Source organism: Alteribacter aurantiacus DSM 18675, assembly GCF_000429705.1.
In the GTDB taxonomy this organism is placed as follows: Bacteria; Bacillota; Bacilli; order Bacillales; family Salisediminibacteriaceae; genus Alteribacter; species Alteribacter aurantiacus.
On sequence record NZ_KE386942.1, the window covers coordinates 432,697 to 450,007 of the forward strand.

A 17,311-nucleotide genomic window follows, 5' to 3' on the forward strand; every position below is an offset into this window, starting at 1 on the left:
TTTTAATGCTTAAAGTGACGAACGCCTGTGAAGACCATGGCCACTCCGTATTCGTCTGCTTTGTCAATCGACTCTTGATCTCGCTTTGAGCCTCCTGGCTGGATAATCGCACGAATTCCCGCTTTTGCAGCCGCTTCAACTGTATCTCCCATCGGGAAAAACGCGTCTGAAGCAAGAACCGCCCCTTGGACGCTCGCCCCTGCTTGTTCAAGTGCAATTTTAGCAGCACCAACACGGTTCATCTGCCCTGCCCCAACGCCAATCGTTCGATCTTCAGTAGCCAACACGATTGCGTTCGATTTGACGTGCTTCACGACTTTCCATGCCATTTCAAGCTGGCGAAGCTCGTCGTCACTTGGCTTTCGCTTTGTGGGAATGGTCGTTTCCACATCTTCAAAGCTGAGGATGTCTGTGTCTTGAACGAGAGCGCCACCGGATACGGTACTGATTCGTTGCTCCATTGCCTGTGCATCTGTAAACGAAATAGTGAGAAGGCGGAGGTTTGGTTTTTCGCTCAAGATTTGAACGGCTTCGTCTGTAAAGGACGGAGCTACCACAATTTCAAGAAAAATCTCTTTCATTTTTAGTGCCGTTGCACCGTCGACTTCCCCGTTACAGGCGATAATTCCGCCGAAGATCGACACCGGATCCGCTTCGTACGCTTTTTGGTAGGCTTCTTCGATCGTTTCCCCGATTCCTACACCGCACGGGTTCATATGCTTGATCGCCGCTACTGCCGGTTTTGTAAACTCTTTTACCACACCGATCGCCGCATCAGCGTCATTAATATTATTGTAAGAAAGTTCTTTTCCTTGAAGCTGCGTCGCTCTAGCGATGGACGTTTGTTTTCCTAAAGGACGCTCATAAAAAGCGGCTTGCTGATGAGGATTCTCTCCGTAACGAAGAGACTGTTTTTTGTTGTATGTAACGGTGAGCGTTTCTGGATACTCATCCCCTACGTGCTCGGTGAGGTACTCCGCGATTAACGCGTCATAAGAAGCCGTGTGACGAAACGCTTTGGCTGCAAGCTTTTGTTTAAACTCAAGCGACACTTCTCCATCTGTTTTCACCTCTTCCAAAAGACGAGGGTAATCAGCCGGATCTACGACAATCGCTACATCCCGGTGGTTTTTGGCAGCCGAACGAATCATAGATGGACCGCCAATGTCGATGTTTTCAATGGCATCGGCAAACGTAGCATCGGGGTTTTCAATGGTTGCCTGGAATGGATAAAGGTTTACGATCACCATGTCAATCGCTTCAATCCCGTGATCGTCAAGGGCCGTCATATGCTCATCGTTGTCTCTTAGAGCCAAAAGTCCGCCGTGGATTCGTGGATGTAGCGTTTTAACACGTCCATCCATCATTTCAGGAAAGCCGGTCACTTCTTCAACACCAGTCGCACTTATACCCGCCGCTTCAATGGCGCGCTTTGTGCCACCGGTTGAGATAATCTCAACGCCTGCCTCTGATAATGCCTTGGCTAATCCTTCAATTCCTGTTTTGTCAGATACACTAATTAATGCTCGCTTATTCATGAATCGGTACCTCCTTGGCATGTTTTGTAAGAATCTCGTTGATGGTTTGAGGGTAAAGAATGTGTTCGACACGCTGTATTTTTTCTTGGACACCTTGTCTTGTATCTCCTTCTTCTATTGTAACAGCTTTTTGAGCAATGATAGGACCCGTATCCATTCCGGAATCCACGAAATGCACGGTCACCCCGGTCACTTTGACTCCTTTGTCCAGTGCCTGGCCAATGGCATCGAGCCCTGGAAAGGATGGCAAAAGAGACGGGTGAATGTTTACAATTTTCCCTTCATAGCGCTTAAGGAGAGTCGGACCTATCAATCTCATGTATCCGGCCAAAACGAGAAACTCGCACTCATATTCCACGAGCTTATCAACAATGGCTTGTTCGTAACCCGTTTTAAAGGCATAATCGCTCGGCTGCACCACAACGGAAGGAATGCCTTCTCTTTTCGCTCGCGCAATCACCTTCGCACTAGGTTTGTTACAAACGAGAAGGGCCACTTCTCCGAGTAAGGTCCCGTTTTTTTGCGCGTCCACAATGGCTTGAAAATTACTCCCGCTCCCCGATGCAAACACCGCCAGTTTTATCATCGGTCGACTCCTTTGATTTGGATACGCGCTTCATCCGTGTCGCTTTTTTCTACCACACCAATTCGGATCGGATTTTCTCCTTCTTTTTTCAAAACGGCCATGGCGTCCTCTGCTTTCTCCTCGCTCACAGCAAGGATCATACCGATCCCCATGTTGAACGTCTCGTACATGTCTTTTTGCTCGATCCCGCCTAACGTCCCCATCCAAGTGAAAATGGACGGCGTTTTCCATGCAAATGAATCGACCACCGCCCGCGTTTCCTCAGGAAGCATCCGTGGGACGTTTTCATAAAGACCTCCCCCAGTGTTATGTGCGGCGCCTTTAAGAAGGCCTGCTTTTACAAGAGCGAGTACAGGCTTCACATAGATCCGCGTTGGTGTTAAAATCCATTCCCCGACCGTTCTGTTTTCCGAGTCATCTGGAACAGGGTCCGTGTAGCGAATTCCTCGGTCACTCAAGATTTTTCGTACAAGAGAGAAGCCGTTACTATGAAGGCCGCTTGAAGGCAACCCGATTAACACGTCGCCTGACTGAATAGTGGAACCGTCAATGAGGGAGGATTTTTCAGCTGCTCCTACCACAAAACCGGCTACATCATATTCGTCTTTATCGTACATGCCGGGCATCTCGGCCGTCTCGCCACCAATAAGAGCACAGCCTGCTTCTGCACACCCATCGGCGATGCCTTGGACAATTTGCTCGACTACATCCGGTTTGTTTTCACCAAGAGCAAGGTAATCGAGGAAAAACAACGGTTCCGCTCCTTGAACCACGATGTCGTTTACGCACATGGCAACTGCATCGATTCCGATCGTATGATGAATGCCTGTTTCTTGTGCGACCATAAGCTTCGTGCCGACCCCATCCGTGCCTGAAACGAGACAGGGCTCTTTGTATCCCATTTGAGACAAGTCGAACATGCCACCGAACCCGCCAAGGCCACCGATCACTTCTTTTCGCCTGGTTCGGTTCACGTGCTGTTTCATCCGCTCGACCGACTCGTATCCTGCTTCGATGTTCACACCTGCTTGTTTATACGCTTTTGACATTGCGTCCTCCCTCGTTACACTTTTTCATACGGATGCATCGTATGTGGATAAATTTCAGTCGGATAATTCCCCGTAAAGCACGCCAAACACTGACCGCAGTTTTCCATTTCCTTTGGTCGTCCGATGCCTTCCATCAGCCCTTCAACGGATAAATAACGTAGAGAATCGGCACCAATTTCAGCTTCGATTTCCTCGACAGACCTGGAAGAGGCAATCAATTCACCAGTCGTTGACGTATCGATTCCGTAAAAACACGGATTTTTAATCGGTGGAGCACTGATTCTCACGTGCACTTCTTTTGCTCCCGCTTCTTTTATCAACTGCACAATCCTGCGGCTCGTCGTTCCACGAACGATCGAATCGTCTACCATGACTACACGCTTTCCTTCCACAACCCCTCGAACAGCGGAGAGCTTCATTTTTACCCCTTGCTCACGAAGCTGTTGGGAGGGCTGAATAAATGTGCGTCCTACATAACGGTTCTTGATAAGACCGAGCTCGTAAGGAATCCCCGCCTGTTCCGCATATCCAATCGCAGCTGAAATACTAGAGTCAGGCACACCAGTAACCACATCCGCTTCAACAGGCGCTTCCATGGCCAGTTCTTTACCGAGGCTTTTACGCGCAGTATGCACATTGATTTGATCGATGTGACTATCTGGCCGGGCAAAATACACGTACTCCATCGAGCAAATGGATTTTTTACCTGAAAAGGAGAAACGCTCGCTTCTTACCCCTTCGTCATTGATGATCAGCACTTCACCAGGCTCCACTTCCCGAACGTATTCGGCTCCGATAATATCAAAGGCGCACGTCTCAGAGCTGACGACATAAGCGTCACCGAGGCGACCGAGAGAAAGAGGCCGCAAGCCGTTCGGATCAAGAGCAACCATGAGCTGCTCTTCTGTCATAGCCATAAAGGCATACGCCCCTTTTACCATCGTAAGGGCGTTCATCAGTCTCTCTTCCGCTCTTTCATACCCGCTACGCTTGATCAAGTGGGCAAGAACTTCCGTATCCGATGTAGTCTGAAAAATGCTTCCTTGCCTTTCAAGCTGGTGCTTTAAGGCGTTCGCATTCACCAGGTTGCCGTTATGGGCGAGTGCTAGGCTTCCCGTTTGGGAGTTGAACAGAAGAGGCTGACAGTTTAACAAGTCACTATCCCCAGCTGTCGTATAGCGTACGTGCCCTACTGCCGCGTGACCGGTCAACGCTTTTAAATTTTCATCATTGAATACTTCATTTACAAGGCCCATCCCTTTTCGAATGCGCAACTTTTCCCCATCAGAAACGACGATACCCGCTCCTTCTTGACCGCGGTGTTGCAAACTGTGGAGACCGTAATAAGCAATTCTGGACGCTTCTTCATGTCCCCAAATCCCGAACACGCCGCACTCTTCGTTTAACCCTTTGATTTCAGCAAACACGGAATCGCTCCTCTCCAAGCTTCTTCTAATTCTGATGACGTAGCTGTAAGAATGGCTTCACCCGCTTTACCCGTTACATGAAGCCTCGCCTCTTCTGTTACTCGACCAATTAAAGCGGCGTCACTGACTACTTGTTCAAATTGCTCACGGTTCTCTTCTTTCACACTGATTAAATATCGGGACGGCGTTTCACTAAAACTCTCCGTCACTAAATGACCACCAATCGTCATTGTTGCTCCAAGTCCCGTTTTCATCATCGATTCTGCAACAGCTACAAGAAGTCCACCTTCTGCTAAGTCATGAGCAGACGCAACGGTTCCTGCTTTAATGGCCTCGTAAACAGCTGACTGACGCTCTTTTTCAACACTCAAATCGATCTGTGGCGGACGTCCTGAAATATCGCCATCCGTCAGCTTTTGCAGTTCGCTTCCCCCAAAGTCCGGACGAGCTTCCCCTACGAGGTAAATGAGGTCTCCTGCTTGTTTAAACTGCTGAGTCGTGATGTGTGCTAAGTCTTCGATGAGTCCAACCATTCCAATAACCGGTGTCGGATACACCGCTTCCCCGCTTCGTTCGTTGTACAAGCTTACATTTCCGCCAATAACAGGTGTTTCAAGAGCGCGACACGCTTCACTTAACCCGTCTGTGGATTTTTCAAGTTGCCAAAAGATCTCCGGACGATCGGGACTTCCGTAGTTCAAGCAGTCGGTCACCCCAAGTGGCTTCGCACCTGAACAAATTAAGTTTCTCGCCGCTTCGGCTACTGCAATTTTCCCACCCATTTCAGGATCCAAGTAAATGTAGCGGGAGTTACAATCTGTTGTCATGGCAAGTGCCTTATTCGTTTCCCTGATTCGAAGGACAGCCGCGTCCGATCCAGGGCTAACAACTGTATTTGTACGCACCATGTAATCGTACTGGTCATACACCCACTCTTTACTCGCAATTGTTGGTTGTGAAAGAAGAGCTAGAAGAGTCTCTTTCATGTCCGTTACAGCTGGCACAGGCGTTTCTTGTTCTTGAAACGCGCTGTAATAAGCGGGCTCTGTGGATGGTTTATGATAAACAGGGGCTTCTTCTGCCAACGCATCGACCGGCACTTCCGCTGCTACACGTCCTTGATGAGTGAGCCTTAGCTTACGATCATCTGTGACTTGACCGACCACTTTTGCCAAAAGACCGTGGCGCTCAAAGATCGAGATAATCTCATCTTCTCGCCCTTTTTTGACCACCAAAAGCATACGCTCTTGAGATTCAGAGAGCATCATTTCATATGGGGTCATCCCTTTTTCTCGTTGAGGAATTAGGTCCAAATTCATTTCAATACCTGATCCCGCTTTACTTGCCATCTCCGCTGATGACGATGTAAGGCCTGCCGCTCCCATATCTTGAATACCGACCAGGGCATCGTTTTTCACAACTTCCAAGCATGCTTCAAGAAGAAGCTTTTCCATGAACGGATCGCCAACTTGAACGGCTGGACGTTTCGATTCGCTGCCTTCGTTCAGTTCTTCCGATGCAAACGTAGCCCCGTGAATGCCGTCTTTTCCTGTGCTCGCGCCTACATAGATGACCGGGTTCCCTACACCTTTGGCCTGTCCTTTTTGAATGTCCTTATGGTCGATGAGACCCACACACATGGCGTTCACAAGAGGATTCCCAGCGTAGCAAGGGTCAAACTGGACTTCGCCTCCAACCGTCGGGATTCCGATGCAGTTTCCGTATCCTGCGATTCCCGCCACAACTTGTTCAAATAAGTAGTTCACGCGAGGAGTCCCTAATTCACCGAATCGAAGGGAGTTCAATAGAGCGACCGGGCGCGCGCCCATGGAGAACACGTCACGAATGATTCCGCCCACTCCCGTTGCTGCCCCTTGATACGGCTCGATGGCTGACGGATGGTTGTGAGATTCGATTTTGAACACGACTGCTTGCTCATCTCCGATATCGATAATCCCTGCTCCTTCACCAGGACCTTGAAGTACGCCCTCTCCTTCTGTTGGGAATTTCTTAAGAAGAACTTTCGAATTTTTATAGCTGCAATGTTCGGACCACATGACGGAGAACAATCCCGTTTCCGTGAAGTTTGGAAGACGACCGAGGATTTCTTCAACCATGTTGAACTCTTCGTCTGTTAGACCCATTTCAGCATAGAGCTTTTTTTCCTTGATTTGTTCTGGTGATGGTTCATGAAGTAATTGCATGGGATTCCCTCCATTGCTTTAAAAGTGACACGAACATGTTCAATCCGTCTTTCGATCCGAGCAACTCGTCAACCGCCCGCTCCGGGTGCGGCATCATGCCGAGGACATTTCCTTCTTTATTTGTAATGCCTGCAATGTTTTCGATTGATCCGTTAATATCTTCAGCGTACGTGAACGCAATTTGCCCGTTCTCTTTTAGTTCAGTAAGAGTGGCCGGGTCGCAAAAGTAATTCCCTTCACCGTGAGCCACTGGAATGGAGACCTCTTGATTGCTTTCATATGTGGATGTAAACGGCGTCTGATTGTTTTTTACGATCAGTGTCGTAGGCTTGCAAATGAACGTAAGCTGGCGGTTTCTTCTCATGGCACCTGGGAGCAAACCAAGCTCCAAGAGCACTTGAAATCCGTTACAAACCCCGAGTACCGGCTTCCCTTGTTGGGCCGCTTCTTTAATACCAGCGGCGATTGGGAGTCGTGCCGCAATCGCTCCTGAGCGCAAGTAATCTCCGTACGAAAAACCTCCTGGTAAAAGAACGGCGTCGTACTCTTCTAAACTCGTTTCTCGATAATCCACGTAATCCACGTCTTCGCCCAATTCGTCCTTAATAGCGTGGTACATGTCGATGTCACAGTTTGATCCTGGAAAGACGACAACGGCAAACTTCATTGCGCGAGTGCCTCCTTTATTTCAAAGCGGTAATCTTCAATAACAGGGTTAGCAAGAAGCTTGTCGCACATCTCTTTCACTCGTGCTTCCACCGTCTCTTTTTCCCCGTTAACGGTTAACGTAAGGACTTTCCCGATTCGTACATCTTCTACTTCTTGATAGCCGAGCTGGTGAAGAGAATGATTGACTGCGGACCCTTGTGGATCGAGTACAGCTTCCTTGAGTGTGACAAATACGTTTACTTCATACATCATGATTGATTGCCCCCTAAGCGTGTTAGTATCGTTTCGTAACCTTTATTCAAATCTCCGAGTTGAAAGCGAAACAAATCTTTATCCAGCGATTCACCTGTTTGTTCATCCCACAGTCGGCATGTGTCAGGCGACACTTCATCCGCGAGTAGCACGTCGTTTGCCTCGTCTCTTCCGAATTCGAGCTTGAAATCAACAAGGATGAGGTCCGCTTCTTTGAAAAGAAATGTGAGAACGCGGTTGACTCTTGTGGCAATTTCACGAATCGTCAGTAGCTCCTCTTCTGTGGCGATCTTCAAATAAGCGATGTGATCGGTGTTTATAAGCGGATCCCCGAGCTCGTCGTCTTTGTAATAAAACTCAATGATCGGATCTTGGAATCGTTCCCCTCTTTTTAGGCCGAGCCTTTTTACGAGGCTTCCTGCGGCCACGTTTCGTACAACCACTTCAATAGGGATAATGTCGACCTTTTTTACGAGTTGCTCTGTTTCAGAAAGACGTTCGACGAAATGGTTTGGAACTCCGGCTTCGTGGAGCTTTGAAAATATGAGACTGCTGATCTCGTTATTCAAACGGCCTTTTCCTTCGAGTACGTCTTTCTTTTCCCCGTTAAACGCGGTCGCATCGTCTTTATAAGCGACGCGGTAGACGTTTTTGTCGCTGGTTTCGTAGATTCGCTTGGCTTTCCCTTCGTATAAACACGCTTCAGTAGTCATGGGATCCCCCTTTGATGTAAGAAGATTTTTAATTTTGGGAAAATATGTGATTGTAAGAGGACCTAGGTGGACCTCTATATAGATATTTATAGACAAGTAGTGATTTGCGCACTATAAAAAATTTTAACTATGCACAGTGCTTTTCGATCTCCTCTTTTGCTGACATCCTTTGTTAAAAGTATGAAGCAACCGGAATGGCCGAGACTCCTGCGGTGATGGGGGCCAGAGTGAGACCCCGCAGTGCGTAGCACGAGGAGGCTCACCGGAACCTCCGCGGAAAGCGAAGGCCATGCAGGCTGCTTCAATATCAACTTTGGTTAAAACCTAATGCCTACTTGGTTATTACTTCGTCAACCCGCAGCGTTCGAAGATCCCGTCCACTTGAGTGAGGTGGTGGCGGTAATCGAAGCAATCGTCCAGTTCTGCAGATGATAACAAGTTGGTGATTTTTTCGTCTGCTTCCACAAGCTCGCGGAAAGGCATTTCTTTTTCCCATGCTTCCATGGCTTTTGGCTGAACAAGGTCATATGCCTCTTCACGGGCAAGCCCTTTATCGATAAGGGATAAAAGCACGCGCTGAGAATAAATTAACCCAAACGTGCGTCCCATGTTACGCTTCATGTTTTCAGGGAACACGGTAAGGTTTTTCACGATGTTGCCGAAACGGTTGAGCATGTAGTTTAGGGCAATCGTCGCATCCGGTAAAATAATGCGTTCTGCAGATGAGTGCGAGATGTCACGCTCATGCCAGAGAGGAACGTTTTCGTACGCTGTCATCATGTGCCCGCGGATTACACGGCTTAAGCCTGTCATGTTTTCAGATCCAATCGGATTACGTTTGTGAGGCATCGCAGACGATCCTTTTTGCCCTTTAGCAAAAAACTCTTCCACTTCGCGCATTTCCGTTTTTTGCAGGCCACGAATCTCAACAGCCATTTTTTCAATCGATGTTGCGATCAACGACAAGGTTGCCATGTAGTGGGCATGACGATCACGCTGCAATGTTTGTGTTGAAACCGTCGCAGCTTCAAGACCAAGTCCTTCACAAACAAAACGCTCCACGAATGGGTCGATATTCGCGTATGTACCAACAGCTCCTGAAAGTTTACCTACACGAACGGTTTCAGCCGCTTGCTTGAACCGCTCCAAGTTACGCTTCATTTCTTCATACCAAAGGGCAAGTTTAAGACCGAATGTGGTCGGCTCAGCGTGAACCCCGTGCGTACGCCCCATCATGACCGTATCTTTGTGTTCAATCGCTTTGTCCTTTAAGATCTCAATGAAACGCTCCAAATCGGCGAGAATGATCTCGTTCGCTTGTTTTAATAAGTAAGAAAGGGCCGTGTCAACAACGTCTGTGCTCGTAAGTCCATAGTGAACCCACTTCCGTTCTTCACCAAGAGTTTCAGACACGGCGCGTGTAAATGCAACAACGTCATGACGTGTTTCTGCTTCAATTTCAAGAATGCGTTCTACGTCAAAGCCCGCATTTTCACGGATTTTCACTACGTCTTCTTTTGGAATATCTCCGAGTTCTGCCCATGCTTCACAGGCTTTAATTTCAACTTCAAGCCACGCTTGGTATCGGTTTTCATCTGTCCAGATGGCGCCCATTTCCGGGCGAGTATAACGTTCAATCATCGGTTTGCCTCCATTGCTTCTTGTTCTCTCCAAATTGAGGATGAGTGGATGTTTTCAAGAATCCTATTTGTATCTTCCCCAAGAATGGTTAAATGCCCCATCTTTCGCCCCGGCTTTGCTTCTTCTTTTCCATATAAGTGCAAGTGAGCGGTTGGAAATTCATCAAGTTTCTCAAGGATTCTTGGTACATGCTCCCCTAATATATTAACCATCACAACCGGCTTTAGTAAATCGGTCTTTCCGAGTGGCAGGTCGCACACAGCTCGGATGTGTTGCTCAAACTGTGATGTGTCGCATGCATTGATCGTAAAGTGACCGGAATTGTGCGGCCTGGGTGCCAGTTCGTTTACGTAAAGCACGTCGTCTTTTGTGAGAAACATCTCAACCGCCAACGTTCCTACGAGGTGAAAAGATTCGGCGAGCTTTCTGGCTAAAAGAACGGCTTCTTCTTGTACCCTGTAGCTTGTTCTTGCTGGGACAATCGTTTGGTGCAAGATGTTGTTTCGGTGGACGTTTTCCGCAACTGGGAAAACGGTCGTTTCCCCTGACACGCTTCTGGTGACAATGACACTCAGTTCTTTTTCAAATGGAATCCATGCTTCGAGGACGAATGGCCCGTTTTGTTTAAGGCGCTCCCAAGCTTCTCGGATGTCTCCTTGTTCGTTTAAAACGGCCTGCCCTTTTCCATCATAGCCGCCTCGAGTTGTTTTCAAGACGCATGGAAAACCCAGTTCGTCCGTTGCCTTCTTGAGGTCCTTTTCTGTGTTCACTTCTCTGTATGGTGCGATCGAAACGCCGAACGACCGTATTGCTTTTTTCTCTTGAAGGCGGTCTTGTGAAATAGCCAAGAGGTCGCTTCCTTGAGGAAAATCGGCATGTTCCTCGAGCCACGAGGCGACGGTAGAGTCGATGTTTTCGAATTCGTATGTGACAACGTCCGAAGAATGAGCCAGTTTTTTTGCCCCGTCCAGATCGTTGTAGTCAGAGATGACTTCTTGGTCGGCAACTTGTGCGGCAGGCGAATCGGCTTTTGGTTCAAGCACAGCTGTGCGATATCCAATTTCGCGAGCAGCGAGGGCCATCATTCGACCAAGTTGGCCGCCTCCGAGGATTCCGATCGTTTTGCCAGGAAGAACTCTCGTCATAGCAGCTTCGCCCCACTTTCCATGACTTCTTCTTGTTTCTTGTCTCTTCGGTATTGAAGCTTAGTTGCGATCGATTCGTCATGAACAGCCAGTTGTTGCGCCGCGAGAAGTCCCGCGTTTGTGGCCCCTGCTTTTCCGATTGCCACAGTAGCTACTGGTACACCAGCTGGCATTTGCACAATAGACAAAAGGGAATCGAGGCCGTTCAAGGCTTTAGATTGAACCGGTACCCCGATTACGGGCAAAAGAGTTTTTGCCGCGACCATGCCAGGTAAATGGGCGGCACCGCCTGCTCCGGCGATAATCACTTCAATTCCACGTGCTTTCGCCGTTTCTGCGTATTCAAACATAAGATCCGGAGTCCGATGAGCAGAGACGATCTTTTTTTCATAAGGAATGGCTAGCTCTTCAAGTACGTCTGTTGCATCTTGCATCGTGTCCCAATCAGAGATAGAACCCATAATCACACCGACCTTGACCATTGGAAATTCCCTTCTTTCGTGAGCGGATTTTTTGATTTGGTAGAATGAATAAACATTTTGGAAAAATGAATTGCTTTTATGGCAGAATTAATCGTCATTTTGGAAGAAATACCGAACGTTTTGGTAGAAATAAATCCAAGACGCTCAAGCTTTCGCCCTCGAATCAAAATGCAAAAACAAAAAACGTGTCCATTTGCCCATAGGAGGACAAACGCACACGTATCCGTTACGAGGCAGACCTCAGGCGTAAATCGTCGCGTATTGTTCATGACGGACGGTTCGCTGACTGATGATCGCTTGCTCTCGCACTCACGTATATCGGTCGTCCTCATAGGCCGGCAATTTACGGTCGCCAGGTAGAAACTTTCGGGCCCTATTCCCGAGATTATATGAGGTCTCTTTTCATTCGTTTTGTCGCTTCAATCGTAACAAGAGATCTGTGTTCATGTCAACTAAAATCGAACGAAATGATTCGTTTCACTTGTAACGTTCGTCTTTTAGCTATTATTTAACAAAAATCGTTGTCTTTTTCTTACATTTGAGATTTACGTTCGAACCTTCTAGGCCATGATATATTCAATCAACAGACTTACAAAGGCATGACCTTCATTATTTAATCCTCCCAATAAAAAATAGCATCCATCTCTATATATTGGTTAGGTTCACGATAAATTGTAGGGATCTTCACTTGAAGAGATAACGGTTTATCTAATTGCTCCGGTCTCAACCGCTTAATATCAAAAGCACGTAGCGCTTCATTTACTTGTTTTTCGATTGCTTCTAATTTCTCACTCACATATAAGCGATTTGGGCTATCGAGCATCCCATGTCCTCCACTTACTTCTTCGTTTGTTTGAATACGAATTTTCTTGAACCGATGATCTTCACCCATAATCGCTACAGGAGCCAGCCGACATATATCAATAATTATTCCACTTATCTCCACCTCTTGCATTCCGTTTTTCTCTTGAACAATTGTCACATCTTCTTTTCGATAACAAAAAAATTGAACAAAGGAGGCATACCCACTTCCAAAATGGTTCCATTCTGCTTCGCAAATAAGATTAGGAATACGATTGATATGATAAAACAAGCGTCTCATGTGTGCTTCAACTTCTCGCTCATTACCTGTATCATAAGGAAAACGGCTCCCAACAATCTTACCGTTAATTAAATCTTGTAATTGTTCCCTAGAGAACATAAAAAAGCACCTCTCTCCTTAAATAATGAAGACGACTCTTCCCTTCGTTTTCATACTTCTACTATTGTGCAATGTTCGACCAACCTCCTTATCTACACGCAAAACAGCCCAGTTCTTTTATTGACTGAGCTGCTCCTCGTTATGGTAATTTTGTTTTAAGTTAAATGTTACTTACTCGTAAGCTTCCCTTCAAAAACGATCCGCTGATGAGAGACTTCTACTTCTATTTTGCCATTCTTTCTCACTTCTTTTAACACGGGTTCTTCCATACGACGAACGGGCGTGTACCCGGCTTTCGCCATGCGATCGAGGCAGTCACCGATCGTTTCATTCTCTTCAACATGAAACTTTTCTTTCTTTTTCCCTTTTCCCATGCGTTACCTCCGTATGCCTTTGACCCAGAATCCACCGTAAAACATCTTTGTATCGTGAGAGATGATAAACGCGTGAGGATCGAGGTCTTTCACTGTATTGTAAAGGTGTGTTTGGGATTTTCTGGAGGTGAGGATTTCCATCATGAGTCGTTCACCTTCACGCCCGTATGCAACCCAGTTTGTCACACCGTACCCTTTATCCCGTAATGCATTTGGGATGTCAGGCTCATATTCTTTTGTAATCACGTTAACAGTAATATACCCCAGAGCGAGCTTTTCTTCAATTTTCATTCCAACGATCACACCGATGCCGTACCCAATGGCATAAGCAATGAGGTTTGCCGGCTGATCCAAGTTATCAAGTACAAGCCCCAATCCGACGATGTAAATCACAATTTCAACCACACTTGTAATGGCCGCCAGATAACGTTGGCTTTTAAACGTAAATATCATCCGAATCGTAAACAGTGTGACGTAAACAACGTTAATCACAAGAATGATTACAAGCATCCCAATAGCGTGATCGAGTAACACTTGGAGCAATCAAACTCCCCCTCTACATCCTCTAAAATCTCTCCTGTTCCCTTCTAAACTCGTCTCTTCTCTCTAATAACCAGTCTATTTTCGTAGATTAGCGTTTAGTCATTCGTTTTTACGAGTCGACAAATCCATAGAAAAAAGGACTTTCTGGTAGAAAGAAAGTCCATACAATCGTAGATGTAAAAGCTCGTCGCTGGGAGTCGCCACCTTTCACTCCATTTGATACTTTATTAAAAGATGATCTCTATATAACAAACAGCTTATTTAAACTTTTAAGAGTATCAACTTTTCTTTCTCCTTCATCGTGTTATTTAACACTTGAAATGGTGTCTCGCTATTCTTCTTATATACTTCCTCCATAAACTTCGAATGGCTTCTGTAGGTCGATAAAATAGGTTGCTTTACTTAATTGGTGAAGCCCCATAATCTATGTAACTGTTACAGACAATCTGACTTTGACCATGTGAATAGGTGTAGCCGGAATGTTCGAAGACTCCTGCGGAAGTGGGGGCAAGGCGAGACCCCGCAGCGAAGCGAGGAGGCTCGCCAGCACCTCCGCGGAAAGCGAAGAACATTCCGGCTACACCTTTCTTCAACTTATTTACTTTAAACAATCCCTTAAGTTTATGGCTATGGATACTATCCCCGCACAATTTCACTCTTCCGTAGTCGCCCAGATGAGGGCTTTTTCTTCTTCAGGGATGCGGACTTTGAGAAGAAGAAGCGCATTTAAGGAGGTGAAGATGATCAGTGTTGCGTAGGCATTGAAAATGAGCGGAATCGCAATAAATTCAAGTGCCACAATGACATAGTTGGGATGACTTAGATAGCGGTATGGCCCCCGCTTCACTAAGTCGGCTCCCGGTAGCACGATGATTTTTGTGTTCCAGAACCGGCCGAGAGAGGAAAGTGCCCATAGCCTGCCTCCTTGAGCGAGCAAAAAAAGAGCGAAGGGCACGACCCAAAAAGAGGCTGCATTTTTCCCAAACGCAAACACTTCAAAAGTGAGAAATGCGAAGAACCCTACGTGCATCATCACGATCCACTTGTAATGGGATTGCCCGAACTCCCTAGCCCCTTGGCTTAACATGTACCGCTCGTTACTTTTAGCCACTACAAGCTCAATACCTCTTTGAGCGATGACGATACCGATCAGTGTCCAGAAGAGCATGACGTTCCCTCCCATTTTAAATGCAGTAATTCAGATGAAAACCCCGGCCCTAGAGCCGTCATGATCCCTTGGCTTCCCGGAGAAGGTTGTTCCAGCATCGTCTCTTTTAGTACGTAAAGGACCGTTGGGGAGCTCATATTCCCGTTATTCGTGAGCACTCGGCGAGGAATCTCCGTCATTTGCTCCGAATAATTGAGTGCTGTTTCATAAGCCTCCAACACCTTTCGCCCTCCAGGGTGAGCAACAAAATAATGAATGTCTTCGTGCTTTAAATTTCGTTGCTCAAGGAACGTTTCTACATTTGGTCTGAGCCATTCGCGGATAATCCCAGGGATATCTCGAGAGAAGATCACGTGGAGGCCGGAATTTTTTACGTCCCATCCCATGACGTCTTCACTATCCGGCATTAAGGTAGACTGGGTTCCTAGAATCGTTGGAATCGCAGGTAGCCTCGGCTTCCCCGTATTCATTGCCTCATCACCTGTAACAAGGGCGCATGCAACCCCGTCCGCAAAGAGAGACGTACCGACGAGATTGCTTTTTCGTGTGTCATTTCGCTGAAACGTGATGCTACACAGTTCAATACAAACAACGAGCACCTTGGCCTCTGGATAGGCACGGCAATATTCATACGCACGACTAACGCCCACAGCCCCACCGGCACATCCAAGACCCCAAATCGGAATCCGCTTCGTATGAGGGGAAAAAGGAAGCTCGTTCATGATTTTTGCATCGATCGTCGGCGTCGCAAACCCGGAACTGGAGATGAGAATGATCGCGTCAATCTCTTCGCATGACACTTCTTCTTGGAGAAATTCACTCGGTTTTAAGCACGTTTGAATGGCGTTCACACCAAGGCGGACCGCTTCTTTTATATATAGTTCGTTTTTTTCTTCAAATGAATGATCCTTTTCAAACCATTCTTTTGGTACAACAAAATTGCGACTGTCAATTTGCCCATTGCCAAAAATCTTCATCATACGATCAATATCTGTAAAGGACTCACGAAAAAGTTCTTTTACTATGGCTTCTGTTTCTTCTTGCGCGATGGTGTATGGGGGAATTTCCGTACTCACTGATAAAATTGCCGGCATTTTTTTGCCCTCCCACTATGTCTGTGAAATGTCTTCATAGTGTGACCAATACGCCCAATATCATCCAAATTTAGAAAAAGTATTAGATGGGCCTTTACTAATCGCATTAAACTCTTCAACCACTTTCTGGATTGCTGTCCAGCACTGCTATTTTGACTATTTATAGGTTTAATTAGTGAAGGGTTAATGCTAAGCGCTTGAAACCTTGCTGTTAAATCATATAGTATACTTTTTTTAAGTCAAAAAGCCATGATATAGTAGATGTACTACTTATTTTATGAAAGATTCCTGCTGTTAAATTGAATCAATATGTTTGTGAATGATCTTTGATGAAGTTTGAGCAGGTCAAATACTCCGTATTGGGTCGTATGCCGGACATTTTTAGTAAGGGGTAATCCATATAGCTTAAGAGTTGTAAGCATAGGACAGGGCTTATTAATGTCTCCAAGCAATACTAAAGTGAGGTAATATAGAATCATGCCAAAAACAAAATACATTGAAATCTATGAGGATCTAAAAGAGAAGATAGAAAAGAAGTTTTATGAGTATCAGCAGCTGCTCCCTTCGGAGAATACGCTCGTGAAAGAATATGAATGCTCACGAAATACAGTTCGGAGAGCCATTGGCAATCTCATCAATGACGGATATGTGCAAACGAAGCATGGGCAGGGTGCACGGGTGATTTATCAGGACTTCAAACAAAACGAGTATATGTTTGGGGAGACAGAGTCATTCAAACAGTTTGCCTCAAGAAACCATAAGAAGCATGAAACGAAAGTGATCACGTTTGAAACATTGACAGTGGATGAAACTATACATGAACACACGTTAATGCCGATTGGCATCGAAGTCTACCATATCAAACGGGTCCGTCATTTAGAAGGCAATCCGGTTATCATGGATGTTAACTATTTCCGCAAGGATGTCGTAAAAGAGCTAACGGTGGACATCGCAGAAGATTCGATTTATGAATACCTTTCAAAAGAGTTGAATCAGCGGGCTGTCACAGCGAAACGTAAAATGGTGGTCGAGCGTACTACTGAAATGGATGAGAACTATTTGAAGCTCGATGGATTCAACAGTATTGTAGTCGTGACAAGTCATATTTTTAATGGGGATGGTGTCATGTTTGAGCACACGCAATCCCGACACACACCTGGCAATTTTGTCTTTTTTGATCAAAAACAAACAAAATGAAAAAGTGTACGAGAACGAATGCCGTTCT

The 17,311-nt window shown here is 46.3% G+C and carries 17 protein-coding genes and 1 riboswitch; of the genes, 1 reads left to right on the top strand and 16 read right to left on the bottom strand.

The genetic code is table 11. From position 1 onward, the window contains the following. Positions 1–2 precede the first annotated feature (2 nt). The 16 genes from purH to G476_RS0117570 all read right to left on the bottom strand — a co-directional run bounded on the left by purH (position 3) and on the right by G476_RS0117570 (position 16,086). Positions 3–1,538 (bottom strand): bifunctional phosphoribosylaminoimidazolecarboxamide formyltransferase/IMP cyclohydrolase, encoded by a 1,536-nt coding sequence (purH, locus tag G476_RS0117495; RefSeq protein WP_026691234.1) that lies wholly within the window; start codon positions 1,536–1,538, stop codon positions 3–5. Next, positions 1,531–2,124 (bottom strand): phosphoribosylglycinamide formyltransferase, encoded by a 594-nt coding sequence (gene purN, locus G476_RS0117500; RefSeq protein ID WP_026691235.1) that lies wholly within the window; start codon positions 2,122–2,124, stop codon positions 1,531–1,533. Before purN ends, purH begins: the two co-directional genes overlap by 8 nt. Then, positions 2,121–3,173, bottom strand: coding sequence for a phosphoribosylformylglycinamidine cyclo-ligase (gene purM / locus G476_RS0117505; protein ID WP_026691236.1), 1,053 nt, complete (start codon positions 3,171–3,173; stop codon positions 2,121–2,123). The genes purN and purM overlap by 4 nt, the downstream gene beginning before the upstream one ends. Before the next feature lie 14 nt (positions 3,174–3,187). Then, positions 3,188–4,600, bottom strand: coding sequence for an amidophosphoribosyltransferase (purF, locus tag G476_RS0117510; RefSeq protein ID WP_026691237.1), 1,413 nt, complete (start codon positions 4,598–4,600; stop codon positions 3,188–3,190). Further along, a complete protein-coding gene (gene purL / locus G476_RS0117515; protein WP_026691238.1) occupies positions 4,576–6,804 on the bottom strand; it encodes a phosphoribosylformylglycinamidine synthase subunit PurL in 2,229 nt (742 codons plus the stop codon). Before purL ends, purF begins: the two co-directional genes overlap by 25 nt. Further along, the gene (purQ, locus tag G476_RS0117520) at positions 6,788–7,471 is read right to left on the bottom strand and encodes a phosphoribosylformylglycinamidine synthase subunit PurQ (protein ID WP_026691239.1); all 684 of its coding nucleotides are present in this window, start codon (positions 7,469–7,471) and stop codon (positions 6,788–6,790) included. The genes purL and purQ overlap by 17 nt, the downstream gene beginning before the upstream one ends. Then, the gene (gene purS / locus G476_RS0117525; RefSeq protein WP_026691240.1) at positions 7,468–7,722 is read right to left on the bottom strand and encodes a phosphoribosylformylglycinamidine synthase subunit PurS; all 255 of its coding nucleotides are present in this window, start codon (positions 7,720–7,722) and stop codon (positions 7,468–7,470) included. Before purS ends, purQ begins: the two co-directional genes overlap by 4 nt. After that, a complete protein-coding gene (purC, locus tag G476_RS0117530; protein ID WP_026691241.1) occupies positions 7,722–8,438 on the bottom strand; it encodes a phosphoribosylaminoimidazolesuccinocarboxamide synthase in 717 nt (238 codons plus the stop codon). Before purC ends, purS begins: the two co-directional genes overlap by 1 nt. A 342-nt stretch (positions 8,439–8,780) precedes the next feature. After that, positions 8,781–10,079: an adenylosuccinate lyase gene (purB, locus tag G476_RS0117535; protein ID WP_026691242.1), complete on the bottom strand. Its 1,299-nt coding sequence runs from the start codon at positions 10,077–10,079 to the stop codon at positions 8,781–8,783. Next, positions 10,076–11,224, bottom strand: coding sequence for a 5-(carboxyamino)imidazole ribonucleotide synthase (purK, locus tag G476_RS0117540; RefSeq protein ID WP_026691243.1), 1,149 nt, complete (start codon positions 11,222–11,224; stop codon positions 10,076–10,078). Before purK ends, purB begins: the two co-directional genes overlap by 4 nt. Beyond that, entirely contained in the window at positions 11,221–11,706 is a 486-nt protein-coding gene (gene purE / locus G476_RS0117545; RefSeq protein WP_026691244.1) for a 5-(carboxyamino)imidazole ribonucleotide mutase, read from the bottom strand. The genes purK and purE overlap by 4 nt, the downstream gene beginning before the upstream one ends. Before the next feature lie 311 nt (positions 11,707–12,017). Next, a riboswitch (purine riboswitch) is annotated at positions 12,018–12,119 on the bottom strand. A gap of 200 nt (positions 12,120–12,319) precedes the next feature. Continuing rightward, a complete protein-coding gene (locus tag G476_RS0117550) occupies positions 12,320–12,907 on the bottom strand; it encodes a hypothetical protein (RefSeq protein ID WP_026691245.1) in 588 nt (195 codons plus the stop codon). Between the two features lie 167 nt (positions 12,908–13,074). Further along, on the bottom strand, positions 13,075–13,281 hold the full coding sequence (locus tag G476_RS0117555) for an NETI motif-containing protein (protein WP_026691246.1): 207 nt from the start codon (positions 13,279–13,281) through the stop codon (positions 13,075–13,077). A 3-nt stretch (positions 13,282–13,284) separates the two neighbouring features. Next, entirely contained in the window at positions 13,285–13,791 is a 507-nt protein-coding gene (locus tag G476_RS0117560) for a DUF2179 domain-containing protein (protein WP_035187380.1), read from the bottom strand. Between the two features lie 685 nt (positions 13,792–14,476). Next, entirely contained in the window at positions 14,477–14,992 is a 516-nt protein-coding gene (locus G476_RS0117565) for an isoprenylcysteine carboxyl methyltransferase family protein (protein ID WP_026691248.1), read from the bottom strand. After that, on the bottom strand, positions 14,974–16,086 hold the full coding sequence (locus tag G476_RS0117570; RefSeq protein WP_026691249.1) for a type III polyketide synthase: 1,113 nt from the start codon (positions 16,084–16,086) through the stop codon (positions 14,974–14,976). Before G476_RS0117570 ends, G476_RS0117565 begins: the two co-directional genes overlap by 19 nt. A 477-nt stretch (positions 16,087–16,563) precedes the next feature. Between G476_RS0117570 and G476_RS0117575 the strand changes: the two genes are divergently transcribed. Then, a complete protein-coding gene (locus G476_RS0117575) occupies positions 16,564–17,283 on the top strand; it encodes a UTRA domain-containing protein (protein WP_026691250.1) in 720 nt (239 codons plus the stop codon). Positions 17,284–17,311: the final 28 nt, after the last annotated feature.

Bases quoted from the DNA above. Each gene is read 5' to 3' on its own strand.
- purH (WP_026691234.1), bottom strand. From the start codon at position 1,538: ATGAATAAGCGAGCATTAATTAGTGTATCTGACAAAACAGGAATTGAA.
- purN (WP_026691235.1), bottom strand. From the start codon at position 2,124: ATGATAAAACTGGCGGTGTTTGCATCGGGGAGCGGGAGTAATTTTCAA.
- purM (WP_026691236.1), bottom strand. From the start codon at position 3,173: ATGTCAAAAGCGTATAAACAAGCAGGTGTGAACATCGAAGCAGGATAC.
- purL (WP_026691238.1), bottom strand. From the start codon at position 6,804: ATGCAATTACTTCATGAACCATCACCAGAACAAATCAAGGAAAAAAAG.
- purQ (WP_026691239.1), bottom strand. From the start codon at position 7,471: ATGAAGTTTGCCGTTGTCGTCTTTCCAGGATCAAACTGTGACATCGAC.
- purS (WP_026691240.1), bottom strand. From the start codon at position 7,722: ATGTATGAAGTAAACGTATTTGTCACACTCAAGGAAGCTGTACTCGAT.
- purC (WP_026691241.1), bottom strand. From the start codon at position 8,438: ATGACTACTGAAGCGTGTTTATACGAAGGGAAAGCCAAGCGAATCTAC.
- purB (WP_026691242.1), bottom strand. From the start codon at position 10,079: ATGATTGAACGTTATACTCGCCCGGAAATGGGCGCCATCTGGACAGAT.
- purK (WP_026691243.1), bottom strand. From the start codon at position 11,224: ATGACGAGAGTTCTTCCTGGCAAAACGATCGGAATCCTCGGAGGCGGC.
- purE (WP_026691244.1), bottom strand. From the start codon at position 11,706: ATGGTCAAGGTCGGTGTGATTATGGGTTCTATCTCTGATTGGGACACG.
- G476_RS0117550 (WP_026691245.1), bottom strand. From the start codon at position 12,907: ATGTTCTCTAGGGAACAATTACAAGATTTAATTAACGGTAAGATTGTT.
- G476_RS0117555 (WP_026691246.1), bottom strand. From the start codon at position 13,281: ATGGGAAAAGGGAAAAAGAAAGAAAAGTTTCATGTTGAAGAGAATGAA.
- G476_RS0117560 (WP_035187380.1), bottom strand. From the start codon at position 13,791: ATGCTTGTAATCATTCTTGTGATTAACGTTGTTTACGTCACACTGTTT.
- G476_RS0117565 (WP_026691248.1), bottom strand. From the start codon at position 14,992: ATGCTCTTCTGGACACTGATCGGTATCGTCATCGCTCAAAGAGGTATT.
- G476_RS0117570 (WP_026691249.1), bottom strand. From the start codon at position 16,086: ATGCCGGCAATTTTATCAGTGAGTACGGAAATTCCCCCATACACCATC.
- G476_RS0117575 (WP_026691250.1), top strand. From the start codon at position 16,564: ATGCCAAAAACAAAATACATTGAAATCTATGAGGATCTAAAAGAGAAG.